13 protein-coding genes, 1 pseudogene and 1 riboswitch are annotated in these 13,544 nt (G+C 45.0%); of the genes and pseudogenes, 12 read left to right on the top strand and 2 right to left on the bottom strand.

All coding sequences use genetic code 11. The features are described from left to right. Window positions 1-322 precede the first annotated feature (322 nt). Genes coxB through OQJ75_RS06560 form a run of 4 tightly spaced genes read left to right on the top strand, consistent with a single transcriptional unit; the run spans window position 323 to window position 4,807 of the window. A complete protein-coding gene (coxB, locus tag OQJ75_RS06575) occupies window positions 323-1,540 on the top strand; it encodes a cytochrome c oxidase subunit II (protein ID WP_265971732.1) in 1,218 nt (405 codons plus the stop codon). Continuing rightward, on the top strand, window positions 1,537-3,198 hold the full coding sequence (gene ctaD / locus OQJ75_RS06570; RefSeq protein ID WP_265971734.1) for a cytochrome c oxidase subunit I: 1,662 nt from the start codon (window positions 1,537-1,539) through the stop codon (window positions 3,196-3,198). The genes coxB and ctaD overlap by 4 nt, the downstream gene beginning before the upstream one ends. Before the next feature lie 11 nt (window positions 3,199-3,209). Further along, a complete protein-coding gene (locus tag OQJ75_RS06565) occupies window positions 3,210-3,884 on the top strand; it encodes a cytochrome c oxidase assembly protein (RefSeq protein WP_265971735.1) in 675 nt (224 codons plus the stop codon). A 38-nt stretch (window positions 3,885-3,922) separates the two neighbouring features. Then, the gene (locus OQJ75_RS06560; protein ID WP_009845661.1) at window positions 3,923-4,807 is read left to right on the top strand and encodes a cytochrome c oxidase subunit 3; all 885 of its coding nucleotides are present in this window, start codon (window positions 3,923-3,925) and stop codon (window positions 4,805-4,807) included. Between the two features lie 19 nt (window positions 4,808-4,826). Here OQJ75_RS06560 and OQJ75_RS06555 read toward each other — a convergent pair whose 3' ends face one another. Beyond that, complete coding sequence (locus tag OQJ75_RS06555; protein ID WP_265971739.1) at window positions 4,827-5,057, bottom strand: DUF2909 family protein; 231 nt, start codon at window positions 5,055-5,057, stop codon at window positions 4,827-4,829. On the opposite strand from OQJ75_RS06555, the gene OQJ75_RS06550 reads away from it, so the two are divergent. The 4 genes from OQJ75_RS06550 (at window position 4,945) to cyoE (ending at window position 8,664) form a co-directional block, all read left to right on the top strand. Further along, window positions 4,945-5,874, top strand: coding sequence for an SURF1 family protein (locus tag OQJ75_RS06550; protein ID WP_265971740.1), 930 nt, complete (start codon window positions 4,945-4,947; stop codon window positions 5,872-5,874). The two genes, OQJ75_RS06555 and OQJ75_RS06550, sit on opposite strands and share 113 nt — an antisense overlap. A 65-nt stretch (window positions 5,875-5,939) precedes the next feature. Beyond that, entirely contained in the window at window positions 5,940-6,548 is a 609-nt protein-coding gene (locus tag OQJ75_RS06545) for a hypothetical protein (protein ID WP_265971741.1), read from the top strand. Window positions 6,549-6,608: 60 nt separating this feature from the next. Further along, window positions 6,609-7,664, top strand: a complete 1,056-nt coding sequence (locus tag OQJ75_RS06540; RefSeq protein WP_265971743.1) for a COX15/CtaA family protein — start codon at window positions 6,609-6,611, stop codon at window positions 7,662-7,664. Further along, complete coding sequence (gene cyoE, locus OQJ75_RS06535) at window positions 7,654-8,664, top strand: heme o synthase (protein WP_265971745.1); 1,011 nt, start codon at window positions 7,654-7,656, stop codon at window positions 8,662-8,664. The genes OQJ75_RS06540 and cyoE overlap by 11 nt, the downstream gene beginning before the upstream one ends. A gap of 111 nt (window positions 8,665-8,775) precedes the next feature. Here the strand turns inward: cyoE and gbpA are convergent, their stop codons facing one another. Continuing rightward, window positions 8,776-10,242: an N-acetylglucosamine-binding protein GbpA gene (gbpA, locus tag OQJ75_RS06530; RefSeq protein WP_265971747.1), complete on the bottom strand. Its 1,467-nt coding sequence runs from the start codon at window positions 10,240-10,242 to the stop codon at window positions 8,776-8,778. Window positions 10,243-10,314: 72 nt separating this feature from the next. Beyond that, a riboswitch (cyclic di-GMP riboswitch) is annotated at window positions 10,315-10,404 on the bottom strand. A 323-nt stretch (window positions 10,405-10,727) separates the two neighbouring features. On the opposite strand from gbpA, the gene OQJ75_RS06525 reads away from it, so the two are divergent. From OQJ75_RS06525 to aroG, 4 genes and pseudogenes are all read left to right on the top strand, one after another. After that, a complete protein-coding gene (locus tag OQJ75_RS06525; protein ID WP_248375998.1) occupies window positions 10,728-11,081 on the top strand; it encodes an XRE family transcriptional regulator in 354 nt (117 codons plus the stop codon). Window positions 11,082-11,179: 98 nt separating this feature from the next. After that, a pseudogene (locus tag OQJ75_RS06520) lies at window positions 11,180-11,850 on the top strand (DUF3313 domain-containing protein). Between the two features lie 12 nt (window positions 11,851-11,862). Beyond that, on the top strand, window positions 11,863-12,078 hold the full coding sequence (locus OQJ75_RS06515) for a DUF3820 family protein (RefSeq protein WP_265971752.1): 216 nt from the start codon (window positions 11,863-11,865) through the stop codon (window positions 12,076-12,078). 314 nt (window positions 12,079-12,392) lie between these two features. Next, window positions 12,393-13,445: a 3-deoxy-7-phosphoheptulonate synthase AroG gene (gene aroG, locus OQJ75_RS06510; protein WP_019820407.1), complete on the top strand. Its 1,053-nt coding sequence runs from the start codon at window positions 12,393-12,395 to the stop codon at window positions 13,443-13,445. Window positions 13,446-13,544: the final 99 nt, after the last annotated feature.

Below are 13,544 nucleotides of genomic sequence, written 5' to 3'. Positions count from 1 at the left end.
TATCACTAACTAGCCTTTTACATAAATATAACAAAATTTAACAAATTCGCCGTTTTTGAATCTTTCATGGAAACCTCCAACGCTTTTGAGCCGTATTGGCTCATGGGGAGATATGAGGTTGATAGTGTTTTAAAGCTGTCTCCATGTGAGTTGTAGATTGAGATTCAGATTCAGCCTTTTCATGTGTAGTCGGGATAACAATGAATGTTGTCTGGCTCGTAATGGCATATAGCTTGTAATGAAACTTAGCTCACAACGAAATATGGCTCGTAACGACATTTAGGTCGCAAGTATCCAATTAGGAAGGATAAGGAGAGATCTTTTGAAAAGATTACTGGTTAGGCTAGCGTGGCTTTTGAAGAGTTTTGTTGTGGTTTTAGTGTCGCCTTTAGTGCATGCAAGTAGTGAATACAACATGACAAGAGGTGTGACTGAGATCAGCGGTGAGGTTTATGAACTTCACATGCTTATCTTCTACATCTGCTGTGCAATCGCCTTCGTCGTTTTTGGTGTGATGTTCTATTCGATTCTGAGGCACAGAAAGTCGAAGGGCGCGGTAGCCGCTCATTTTCACGAAAGCACCAAAGTTGAAATCCTCTGGACCATCATTCCTATTATCATCCTCATCGCAATGGCGATACCCGCTACTAAAACCTTGATAGCGATGGAAGACACCTCTCAGTCTGAACTCACCGTTAAAATTACTGGCTCACAATGGAAATGGCATTACAGCTATTTTGGCGAAGATGTTGAGTTCTTCAGCCTGCTAGCGACCAGTGACAAAGAAATTGAAGGCATCGAAGTGAAAGGCGCGCATTATCTGCTAGAGGTTGATAAACCATTAGTCCTTCCTATTGATAGAAAAGTTCGCTTCTTGATGACTTCTGACGATGTGATTCACTCTTGGTGGGTTCCGGCCTTTGCTGTTAAGAAAGACACCATTCCGGGCTTCATTAACGAAGCGTGGACAAAAATCGATGAGCCCGGTGTGTATCGTGGCCAGTGTGCTGAACTGTGTGGCCGAGCTCATGGCTTTATGCCGATAGTGGTGCATGCCATGGAAGAAGACGAGTTTGATGCATGGCTAGCAGAGCAGAAAGAGCTAACGGTTGCTGCACAGCAAGCGGCTCAAGATGCATTAGACGCGTCACTTTCTTTGGAAGAGCTGAACACCATCGGTGAAGAGGTTTACAAAACTCGATGCGCGGTTTGTCACCAAGCAAACGGTGAAGGTATTCCTGGTGCATTCCCAGCAATTAAAGGTAGCACGGTTGCTCTTGGGGATGTCGATGTGCATATCGATACCATTGTTTATGGTCGTGGAGGCACGGCAATGCAAGCCTTCGATAACCAGTTAACCGAGAAAGAGATCGCAGCGGTCGTTACTTACCAAAGAAACGCTTGGGGTAATGACACGGGCGATATTGTTCAGGCTTCAGATATTAACGCTTACAAAGTTAAACAAGAAGGCGGAGCCCAAGCATCTGACGAACAGGGCTCAACGGATGAAGCACAAAGTGATGCTAAGGAGCAGCTATGAGTTCACCAATTGATAAGCCGGTGAAATCGGCGCCTGCAGAAGATCAGGCCTTGAGCCATTCTGTGGAAGGTACATTGGACAGCAATGACCTACCTCTGGATGAGCACGATTCTCACGCTGCGCCAAAAGGGTGGGCGCGTTGGCTGTATTCAACCAATCACAAAGACATCGGTACATTATATCTGTGGTTCAGTTTCGCAATGTTCTTAACCGGTGGTGCGATGGCAATGGTGATCCGTGCTGAGTTGTTCCAACCGGGTCTGCAGCTTGTTGAGCCTGATTTCTTTAATCAGATGACCACAGTGCACGGCTTGATCATGGTGTTTGGTGCGGTAATGCCGGCATTCACGGGGCTCGCTAACTGGATGATCCCGATGATGATCGGCGCTCCCGATATGGCGCTGCCACGAATGAACAACCTCAGTTTCTGGATTTTGCCTTTTGCTTTCTTGATCCTAATTGGTTCTCTGTTTACTGAGGGAGGCGGCCCGAGTTTTGGTTGGACATTCTACGCGCCGCTCTCAACGACTTATGGCCCAGACAGTACAGCGCTATTCGTATTCTCAGTCCATATTATGGGGATCAGTTCGATCATGGGGGCGATTAACGTGATCGTAACCATAGTGAACATGCGCGCGCCGGGTATGACTTGGTTCAAGCTACCGATGTTCGTATGGACTTGGTTAATTACCGCTTTCTTACTGATAGCCGTGATGCCCGTGCTCGCCGGGGCTGTGACCATGGTACTGACTGACAAATATTTTGGGACTAGTTTCTTTGATGCCGCTGGTGGTGGGGATCCGGTGATGTTCCAGCACATATTCTGGTTCTTTGGGCACCCCGAAGTGTACATCATGATCTTGCCGTCTTTTGGTATTGTCTCAGCTATCATCCCTGCATTCAGTGGCAAGCGTCTGTTTGGCTACCACTCGATGGTTTATGCGACCTGTAGTATCGCACTGCTGTCATTCTTGGTTTGGGCGCACCACATGTTCACCACGGGTATGCCAGTATTTGCCGAACTTTTCTTCATGTATTGCACTATGTTGATAGCGGTGCCGACCGGTGTGAAAGTCTTCAACTGGGTGGCGACCATGTGGCGGGGGGCTTTGACCTTTGAAACCCCAATGCTGTTTGCGATTGCCTTTATTGTTCTGTTTACGATTGGTGGGTTATCTGGATTGATGCTCGCTATCGTGCCTGCTGATTTCCAATATCACGACACTTATTTTGTTGTGGCTCACTTCCATTATGTTCTGGTAACAGGTGCCGTGTTCTCGATTATGGCTGCCGCCTATTATTGGCTGCCTAAGTGGACCGGACATATGTACGACCACAAGCTCAGCCTATGGCATTTCTGGACGTCGGTGATTTCAGTCAATGTACTGTTCTTCCCTATGCACTTTTTAGGGTTAGCGGGTATGCCGCGTCGTATTCCTGATTATGCGATTCAGTTTGCTGACGTTAACCAAGTCGTGTCGATTGGTGGTTTTGCCTTTGGGTTGTCTCAGCTGATTTTCTTATGGCTAGCGATTAAGTGCGTAAGAGGGGGAGAGCCTGCGCCAAGTAAGCCTTGGGATAGAGCTGAAGGTCTGGAATGGACAGTACCAAGCCCTGCGCCTCACCACACCTTTACTCATCCACCGAAAGTGGATTAGAGGACAGAACCATGAGTGATAAGCAAAGCGATCCCAATCAAGATAAAAAACAACCAAAGCGCCTGTCTAATAAGCGATCGACCAAAAAGCTGACGGGCTACTTGGTGTTGAGCGTGGTTGCGATGTTTGGCTTCGGTTTCGCTTTGGTGCCGCTCTACGATGTGATGTGTGAGGCCTTAGGGATCAATGGTAAAACCAATACCGTTTCCGCAGTTCAACCTCAGGGAATGCAGCCTGACTATTCTCGTACGGTCCGCGTTGAATTCATGTCCCACATCAAGCCAGATATGCCATGGCAGTTTTCGCCTGAGGTTCGAGTGTTAGAGGTTCATCCTGGTGAGGTGGTTCAGACTAACTACATTGCCAAAAACCTTTCTGGATCCTCATTGGTTGGCCAAGCCGTACCATCGGTTTCTCCAGGCATGGGGGCAACCTACTTCAATAAGATGGAGTGCTTTTGTTTCAATCAGCAACCATTAGAGGGGCACAAGAGTGCCGAAATGGGTTTGATATTTTACATAGAGCCAGATATTCCAGAATCGATACATACGCTTACGCTCTCTTACACGCTGTTTAACATCACGAGTCAGGTGAGTGGAGATGCAAGTAAGCCTGAAGTGAGTACATCAACATTGAGTACACTACAATCTGGCTCACCAAAAGCGAGCACACTCGCAAGTAACTAGGGATTTACAGAACCAGTATCAACATAAGGAGTTGAGCGATGAGTTCTAAAAAGGAAGTTTATTTCGTTCCACACCAAAGCCACTGGCCATTGGTGGGTGCTGTAGCACTGTTTTTGGTCGCTGTTGGCGCTGGATTGACGGTGCAAAACATGGGTACCGACGCCGCAGGTGGTGTGTTTGGTAAAGCGGTGTTGTTAGTCGGGTTTGCTGTGCTGCTTTACATGCTCGCAGGTTGGTTTAGCAATGTGATCACAGAATCATTGAGTGGTCTATATTCTGAGCAGATTTCTCGTTCTTTTAGACAAGGAATGAGTTGGTTTATTTTCTCTGAAATCATGTTCTTCGGCGCTTTCTTTGGCGCGCTTTTCTACGCTCGCATGATTTCTGTGCCTTGGATTGGTGGTGCGGGTAATAATGAAATGACCCATGAAGTGTTGTGGCCGATGTTCCAATCTATTTGGCCACTAACGACTACCCCTGATGGTGTGACGACACAAGCCATGCCTTGGCAAGGTATCCCGCTTAAGAACACCATTATCCTGCTGCTTTCCTCTGTGACGCTGCATATGGCACATATCAGTCTTGAACAAAATAAGCGTATGGCTTTGATCGTCTGGCTGGAGATAACCATTGTTCTGGCTGGTTTCTTCCTGTTCTTCCAAGTTGAAGAGTATCTTCACGCTTATCAAGAAATGGGGCTGACACTTCAGTCTGGCATCTACGGCAACACCTTCTTCTTGTTGACTGGGTTCCATGGTTTGCATGTCTGTTTAGGGACAATCTTCTTGATTGTGTTGTTGGCGAGGGTTGCGAAAGACCACTTCACTCCGAAAGACCACTTTGCGTTCCAAGCGGGCAGTTGGTATTGGCACTTTGTTGATGTGGTTTGGTTAGGCTTGTTTGTGTTTGTTTATGTGCTTTAACTGCTGAGCCTATTGGGGATTAATAGGGGCGAGGGTTGGGAGTTATCACTCCTGATCCCAAAGCAAGTAATAAAAGTAGCACGACAACGGCTGACCACATCACACGACGTCCCAAGAAGTGACTGAGCTTTTTTCCATTGTGTTTGCCCGAGGCGATTTGGATTAGACCTTTCATCAAATTGAAAGCGATAAAAAACAGCAAAGCGACCAATACGACTTTAAATAACAGAACAAAGGTAGATGACGCCATAGTGATAACTCCAAACCGATTGATTGATGATGAACACAAGTTCCGCAGTAAAGGTTTTTGGATAGCGGTTGTTTTAACTGTGGTTTCAGTCGGCGTTTTAATCAAGTTAGGTTTATGGCAACTCGATCGTGGTAACGAGAAATTGCGTTATGAACAGCAATTAACAGAGAGAGCACAGCTATCGTCACAACCTTTAGGTGGCGTTATTTCTGAGTTGCGAGAGCTGGGTTTATCTAGTCAAGAGTCATTAAATCCTCAAACCCTAAACGGGTTGAAGGCTGATGTTGAATTAGTAAATACGAGTGGCTTGATGCTCTTGTTAGACAACCAGATAAACCAAGGAACGGTAGGGTATGTGATTTACATGTTGGGGAAGGTTCGTCTTGAAGATGAAAACAATTCCTTAGTGGCTGAAAAACAGTTGTTGATCGATCTTGGGTTTGTTCCGGCAAGTAATGACAGAAGAGAACTACCGCAACTAGGAACTATCACTGTACCAACCAAAATGTCAGGGCGCTTGTATACACGCTCAATTAACCCTTTAAGTCATGAGTTGGGTTTAGAAAATACGACACCTAATAGAATCCAAAACCTAAACATAGCAGCGTTATCACAGTACACAGGGCAAGAAGTGCTGCCCTTTGTCTTCCAACCTCTGAGCTTAGATTCCTGGCCATATGAGTTGTTATGGCGGCCGACGGCGATGAAATCTGAGAAGCACTTTGGTTACTCGTTTCAATGGTTTGTAATGGCTGCTGTACTTCTGTTTTTGATGTTGTTGATTGGATTCCGATATTTAAAAAAAATAGCCACATGAATAAGAAGTAGGCACTTGAAGTTTAAATAGCGACTTAAAGGCATCGCCTGCAACAAGGAAGAAAGATGGATAAATCTCAAGCACAAATGAACAGGGAAAGTACCGAGGCAAACATGGCCGAGCTTAAAAGCCGTCGTACTAAGGGGCGTCTGGTATTAATCGGATTAGTTTTGATTTTCGCTTTGCCTGCGATTATTGCCAAAACCGTGTTGGATCAGAATTGGTACACTTCAGGTGTCACTAACTCCGGCGAATTGGTCGAACCAAGAATTACACTAGCGGATTTCGGCGTAACGGTACCCATGGCTGGAGAGGGGTGGTTAGTGGGTTATATTGCGCCGATGGAGTGCGAAAGCTTGTGTGAACAACAGCTTTATTATTTGAATCAAAGCTACTTGGCGTTAGGGAAAAACAAAGAGCGCGTGACCGCCGTTGTTTTTGTATCGGAAGGTAACTCGTTAACGGGTTCGCTTGATAAGCCGGATTTGTCTTTGTTAGCTGGTGGTGATCAGTTAAGTACCGAGTTTGCGCCGGCTTCTATTGTCATTATTGACCCACTAGGGCAGTTGGTTATGGAGTACAAAAGCGTTTCGGAACCGTCGCAGCTAGTCGGGCAATCCAAAGGCATGATTCATGATTTAAGAAAGCTACTTAAGCTATCACGAGTTGGGTAGTTGATGTCGCGAATGCTTGAGTGTAAGCAGCGAAAGGGAATAAGTATAGGGAGATAAGTGATGCAGAATAAAGCCCCTGATTTACTCATGCACATGATGAGGTTAACGATCTTATTAACCCTTACCGTGATTGTTCTCGGCGCTTATACACGCTTGTCTGATGCTGGCCTTGGCTGCCCTGATTGGCCGGGTTGTTACGGTAAGATCACCGTTCCTTCTGATGCCCAAGCGGTGAATCAAGCCAATCTACAATTCCCTGATCGAGCTCTCGAAGCAGACAAAGCGTGGATAGAGATGATACATCGTTACTTTGCAGGAACATTAGGGCTGCTTATCTTTGTCGTTGTTTCTTGGTGCATTAAAAAGAACATTACACCAGTTGGTCTTCCATTAATTATCTCAGCCACTGTGATTTTTCAGGCTTTGCTTGGAATGTGGACGGTGACTCTCAAGTTGATGCCCGTTGTGGTAATGGCACACCTTATGGGCGGGTTCACGCTACTGTCACTGCTCTGTTTACTCTATTGTCGCCTGTCTAATGTCCAACATCACTTTAGTGAGTCGGTTTTTAATTCGTCTCTTAAAGTCTGGGCATTGTTTGGATTAATCGTTGTGGTTGGCCAGATATTGCTTGGTGGATGGACATCGTCTAATTATGCCGCTTTGGTGTGTACCCAATTACCTATCTGTGAAGGGAACTGGGCAAGCTATTTAGATTTCAAGAACGCCTTCGATTTTGCTCAACACGGGCATGATAACTATGAGTTTGGTGTGTTGGAATATCCTGCGAGACTAACCATACATGTCATGCACCGGTTCGGAGCTATCGCCGCAACACTTACGGTGTTGATGATTGTTTATCAGCTTTGGAAGCTTGAAAAAGGACCGCAAAAAAAGCTGGCTCTCACTTTGGCGATAGTGTTGTTTGCTCAGGTCAGTTTAGGGATCAGCAATGTATGGTTTCACCTACCGATCTCGGTAGCCGTTTTGCATAATTTGGTGGCCGCTCTGTTACTTGTCACCATGGTTGTTACAAACTTTGTGGTTTGGCAACGTCAACCGAGTGAGTACTTGATGAAGAACGATGTATTACAAGGAGGTAATCATGGTCACTAGAACATCAACACAACATGGAGTAGTGCTTCAAGGTGCAGCTTCAGGCCAGGAGGTAGTTGCTAGCCAAGAGATAGCAGCCAGCCAAGAGATCGCAGTCAACGGAGAAAGTGCTCTAAAAAATGAGCTGGTCTCGAAAAGCAAAGCCGCTTGGAAGGTCTATTTAACGCTGACTAAACCTAAGGTCGTGGCTTTGATGCTGCTGACGGCACTGGTTGGGATGTGTTTGGCGGTGCCTAACGGATTACCTTTACAGCAAACTCTGTTTGGAATGATCGGAATAGGATTAATGGCAGGCTCAGCAGCGGCGTTTAACCACTTGATCGATAAAAAGATCGACGGCCAGATGACTCGAACAAATCGACGCCCTTTACCATCTGGTGAACTGAGTAGTGTGCGTGTGTTCAGCTTTGCCGCGGGTATCGGCTTACTTGGTTTCGCCACGTTAGTGGTGTGGGTCAATCAACTGACCGCTTGGTTAACTTTTGCAAGCTTATTAGGCTATGCGGTGATTTATACCATGTACTTAAAGCGAGCGACGCCGCAAAACATCGTGATAGCAGGGATCGCTGGCGCTATGCCTCCGCTATTGGGCTGGACGGCGGTTACTAACGAACTGCATTCAAACGCTTGGTTGTTGGTGATGATCATCTTTATTTGGACACCTCCGCACTTCTGGGCGTTGGCAATTCATCGTCGTGATGAGTATGCCAAAGTGAATATCCCCATGCTGCCTGTGACCCACGGAATCGAATACACCAAGACTTCTATTTTGCTCTATACCTTGCTGCTAAGCATCGTATGTATATTGCCGGTATTGGTCGGCATGAGTAGCTGGATATATTTGAGCGCTTCTTTGGTTCTCAACGGCGGTTTTATTTATCACGCTTGGGTACTTAAATATCGTGATGAACCTAATATGGCGATGAAGACCTTTAAGTTCTCCATCTATCATCTCATGATCTTGTTTGTCGCTCTGTTGGCGGACCACTATCTACTTTGATAACTGATGCTTCAGCTGTTACAGAATAAGAAAACGGATGCTCTGGGCATCCGTTTTTGTTTGGTTGATCACTAAAACGCACTTAATACAAAGTAAGTATCTAGCGAGTACTTAGTCCACTTTGTTCCAAGCACTTTGCCAGTGTGAACCGACACCTGGTTCGTACTGAGTTGCTGTTGGAGCCCATTGAACACAGTAGCCAGAGTATGGGAACTCTTTACACTGATAAATGCCACCATCGCTGCTCAGAACCTTTGTTCCTGCAGTGTAAGATTCAATGCTTTCTGGGAACACGAAGTCGTAGTCGCCCGCTGGTGGCGGTGTTTGCTCGTCCATTAGGTGGAAATCAAGCGTGTTCTGATCCACTAAGTTACCTTGGTCATCTTTCGTCACAACCACAAGCATGTGGTGGCCAGCTTCAGACTTAGAAAGAGTCAGCTGAACACCTTCAACTTGTCCGTCTGCTAATTCAGATTTCTGAGAGGCAAGTGCTTCACGGTGATGGTTGTACACAGTCAATTCAGCTTGAATATCGCCTGTTGCTGCAAGAGTAAGATCAAGCTGTGTCGGCTGGTTTTCATCAATAATGTACTCAGACTCTAAGCCTGTTACTTCTAGCTCATGGTCTGGTTCTGGAGTGTCAATCTTGTAGCCGATTTCCACACTGTTAAAGCCAGAACCTGCTTTTAGATAAACAGGGTTAGTGCCGTAAACGGGTGCGAAATCGCCTTGGCCGTTTAGTTGACCTGCTTTGATTTGAGTTTGCTCTTTGTTGATCTTAGCTGCAAGTGCGTAAGACCAGCTGTTTGCTTTGCCTTGCTCGTTGCTTTCAATCACTAGCTCAGTGCTGTATGAAGCGTTCTCACCAGATTGGTCGAAGACACGAGTGTAAACCGCATCACCAACGTTCAGGTCTTGAGTTGGGTTGATCTGACCGCCTTGATCCCAATCCGGGATGATAGGGCCGTCGCCATCAAATTTCACATCGATAACGTTGTAGAAAGCTGCAGCAGTGTCACCCACATCCCATACAGCAAGGATCACTTGATAACCTTCTCGTTCTGGAACATTACACAAGTGGCTGACTTGCATTGGTGGTTGCTCCATATTGCCTTCAACAACACAGAATGGCGTTAAATCAAAAGAGCTGCGTGCCAAAGGTTGGTTTGGATTCCAGTCTGGTTGCGTAATGTAGTATTTCCAATCGCGGGTCTTGTGGTTAGCTGTGAACGTCCACTCAAAGTACTGAGAACCAGACTTGATAGGGCGTTTAACCCAGCGGTCTGCGGTTTGTTCGTCTAGTGCTGCCGCTAAAGAAGATTCTGCACTGGCGATTTTTCCATCGACAGGGCCGACTTCAGGGAAACCTTCAGGGCCTTCCACACTTTGTGGTTCGTATTGGATACCACCACAGTCGGTGTTTTTCTGTTGTGTGTCACTCGCTGGGAACTTACATAGAGCGACACGGCTCTCAGCAACGCCATTATCATATGCCGAAACATAACCGTGACCAAAGCTTGCACCGCTTACGCTAAGTAGCGACAGCGCGATGAGTGATTTTTTTGGGAGTTGTTTCATTATTTGTCCTTACTGTATTTGGCCGACAAAAAAGAGAACACTCCGGCATGCATGTGCACTTAAATCCTATTAAGTGGCGGCCCCGCTATCATAGACAGAATATTTGTCGACAGACCGGTGGCTTTGCGTCCTATTCTTTCAAATAGTTTGCCAGAAGTGCGTTTAAGCCAACGGAATGTAGCCAACCAGTTTTATAAATGCGAATCAATAGATTGAAATGTGGAATGCTAATCTCGAACTTTTAATTCTTAATAAAAATTAACTTGCTATATGTTTCGTTAGTTAACGTATAAATTATTGATATAAATAAAGAAAGTATTTGCTCTAATTGTTTTTGTGAATGCTTTTGGGTTTTTGTGTTCTGCTCTGTACAACAATTGCACTCATATCAAAACCAAACCTTTGGTTTCCATTAACCGAACCCTGACATGTCGTGTATGAAAAAACGGACAATTGATTGGTATGAATTATATAAAGGAGTCAGTATGGAATTCACAGAACAAGACAGAGATGCGTTGTATCAAACGTGGATGTCACAAAAATCGCGAATGCGAATTACGCAGATGGAATTTTCAAAAAAGCTAGGAATGAACCAGCTTGATTTCTCTAGAGTGTTGAGAGGGGAGACGCCATTGACTATGTCTTTCGTCAGTCATTTTTGCCGTTTACTTCATTTGGAACCAAGGAATGTATTCCCTTCACTAAAAGAAGGCAATGAATCTGGACCTAAAGTGGTTTATTTGAAAAGTAGAATGAGTGTTGATGGCGAGATTCAAAACGCTTATATCGAAGGAAATCAGGTGATTGTAGAGTATGCTCACACCGTGCAGCATAATTAATTTTAGAGCTAGCTCTGAGTTTTAACCCCTTTTCTACAATCTTTCCACATAGGGTATGGCATATTTAGTTGGATTCTTCTATTTAATGTAAGTGCGCTATGAAACCTTTAAAACTTCTCTTGCTTGTTGCAACCAGCATTTTTTGTTTGGTTGTGCAGGCGGTCCAATTAAAACCGCAACCAAATTCACCAGTTATGAAGATTTTCAGCCAGGTCCTGACGGTGGTGTTGACTTAGTTTGGGCTAGAATCGGCCTACGTGACGCACAACGTTTGAAATCTAAGTTAGACGATTATGATTCTGTGGTCATTGACCAGATCTTTGTGCTTGCAGAAGAAGGTTCGCTCGATCAGGAAGAGATTCAAGAGTTGACTGATCACATGGTTGCACGCTTGGAAGAGAAAATATCGCCCCATAAAACGATTGTCGATGAGCCTACCGGGAATACGCTGCGCCTAAGTATTGCATTGAGTAACGTTGAAACTCCAAACCCTATCCTAGCCGTGACCAGTAGTGTACTGCCGTTTGGCCTTGCGATGTCAACCATATCTAAAGTGACAACTGGCGAACACACGAATGTTGGTAGTGCGAGTGTAGAGTTATTGGTCAGTGATGCTCAAGAGGGCACGCCATTGTTTGCTGCCATCGACCGTGAAGCGGGTAATAAAGACTTTTCAACCATGATTGACTCGTTAGATGATGCGAAAGACGCGATCAACTATTGGTTCGAGCGTTTAGGTGATACTCTACACAACATAGATGACGCATAGAAAGAGCGAATAATGCTAGAGAAAGAGAACCTGATTAAGTTGGCTCGAATGCATATGCCATTTGGAAAGTACGCGGGTCGTACACTGATTGACTTGCCTGAAGAATATTTGCTGTGGTTTGATAAAAAGGGATTCCCGCCTGGTGAACTAGGCGATTTATTAAAACTGTGTCTTGCTCTGAAAATTGAAGGACTTGATAGTGTTGTCAAGCCATTGAAAGGAATGTAATTAGTTAGAAGTTCACGTTAATCACGTGAGCTTTTTTGTTTCTAAGTTCTACACAATTTCACATGTATGGTGAAGCTATTGAGAATAGCTCCTCGTGCCGTCCTTGAAATTACGCAATCGAATGCGTGTAAATAATGGTATACAGGGTGTTTTAAATATAAAACACAAAAAAAATTGCGTTTATTTTCAATTAGTGATTGAAACTAGAGTTTTTACTAGTTAAGTTACAGGGAACAAGAAGATTAGTGCTGATAGAAAGTGACGTGAGACAACGTACATTCAGCTCAAGGATAGAAAAAAGGAAGAAGTAAGCAATGTTCCAAACTGATGATGTAAGAATTAACAAAGTAAAAGAGTTATTACCCCCTGTTGCTGTTTTAGAAAAGTTTCCAGCGACAGAAGTTGCTTCTTCTACAACCTTTGAAAGCCGCAAAGCGATCCACAATATTCTAGAAGAGAGCGATGACCGCTTGCTTGTTATTGTAGGTCCATGTTCTATTCATGACACAGAAGCTGCTCTTGAGTACGGTAAGCGTTTGAAAGTGTTACGCGACGAACTTGGTGATAACCTTGAAATCGTAATGCGTGTTTACTTTGAAAAGCCACGTACAACTGTTGGTTGGAAAGGTCTAATTAATGACCCGTACATGAACGATACGTTCAAGCTAAATGATGGCCTTCGTCTAGGTCGTAAGCTACTGCTTGACCTAACTGACATGGGCATGCCAACGGCAAGCGAATTCCTAGATATGATCACGCCTCAATACGTTGCAGATCTAATCAGCTGGGGTGCAATCGGCGCACGTACTACAGAATCTCAAGTTCACCGCGAACTGGCTTCGGGTCTATCTTGCCCAGTTGGGTTTAAGAATGGTACTGATGGCAACATCAAGATCGCAACAGATGCAATTCGCTCTGCTAGCGCTTCTCACCACTTTTTATCGGTAACTAAGTACGGTCATTCAGCTATCGTTGAAACGGCAGGTAACCCTGATTGTCATATCATCCTACGTGGTGGTAAAGAGCCAAACTACAGCGCAGAACACGTTGGTAAGATTAAAGAAGAGCTAGCAGCTTCAGGTCTTCCACAAAAAGTGATGATCGATTTCAGCCACGCAAACAGCTCTAAGCAGTTTAAGCGTCAAATGAACGTATCTGATGACGTTAGTGCTCAAATCTCTGGTGGCGACAAAGCTATCTTTGGTGTGATGATTGAATCTCACCTTGTTGAAGGTCGCCAAGACTTGGTTGATGGCAAAGCTGCAACTTACGGTCAATCTGTTACTGATGCGTGTATTGGTTGGGAAGACACTGAGACAGTACTTCGCCAACTGGCAGACGCTGTTGAAGCTCGCCGCAACAAATAGATTAATTACAATCAGCAACTAAGCTATTGAAAATTCAAAGCCCTTATTAGCAACAGCTAGTAAGGGCTTTTTTGTGGATCTTAGTTGAAAACTGGAAGT

The organism is Vibrio sp. 14G-20 (genome assembly GCF_026241515.1).
Taxonomy (GTDB): Bacteria; Pseudomonadota; Gammaproteobacteria; order Enterobacterales; family Vibrionaceae; genus Vibrio.
The sequence above is the reverse complement of the archived record's forward strand: the minus strand, read 5'-3'. Positions and strand labels throughout refer to the sequence as shown.

Excerpts from the sequence above, each read along its gene's own strand:
- ctaD (WP_265971734.1), top strand. The coding sequence starts at position 1,537 with ATGAGTTCACCAATTGATAAGCCGGTGAAATCGGCGCCTGCAGAAGAT.
- OQJ75_RS06565 (WP_265971735.1), top strand. The coding sequence starts at position 3,210 with ATGAGTGATAAGCAAAGCGATCCCAATCAAGATAAAAAACAACCAAAG.
- OQJ75_RS06560 (WP_009845661.1), top strand. The coding sequence starts at position 3,923 with ATGAGTTCTAAAAAGGAAGTTTATTTCGTTCCACACCAAAGCCACTGG.
- OQJ75_RS06555 (WP_265971739.1), bottom strand. The coding sequence starts at position 5,057 with ATGGCGTCATCTACCTTTGTTCTGTTATTTAAAGTCGTATTGGTCGCT.
- OQJ75_RS06545 (WP_265971741.1), top strand. The coding sequence starts at position 5,940 with ATGGATAAATCTCAAGCACAAATGAACAGGGAAAGTACCGAGGCAAAC.
- OQJ75_RS06540 (WP_265971743.1), top strand. The coding sequence starts at position 6,609 with ATGCAGAATAAAGCCCCTGATTTACTCATGCACATGATGAGGTTAACG.
- cyoE (WP_265971745.1), top strand. The coding sequence starts at position 7,654 with ATGGTCACTAGAACATCAACACAACATGGAGTAGTGCTTCAAGGTGCA.
- gbpA (WP_265971747.1), bottom strand. The coding sequence starts at position 10,242 with ATGAAACAACTCCCAAAAAAATCACTCATCGCGCTGTCGCTACTTAGC.
- OQJ75_RS06525 (WP_248375998.1), top strand. The coding sequence starts at position 10,728 with ATGGAATTCACAGAACAAGACAGAGATGCGTTGTATCAAACGTGGATG.
- OQJ75_RS06515 (WP_265971752.1), top strand. The coding sequence starts at position 11,863 with ATGCTAGAGAAAGAGAACCTGATTAAGTTGGCTCGAATGCATATGCCA.
- aroG (WP_019820407.1), top strand. The coding sequence starts at position 12,393 with ATGTTCCAAACTGATGATGTAAGAATTAACAAAGTAAAAGAGTTATTA.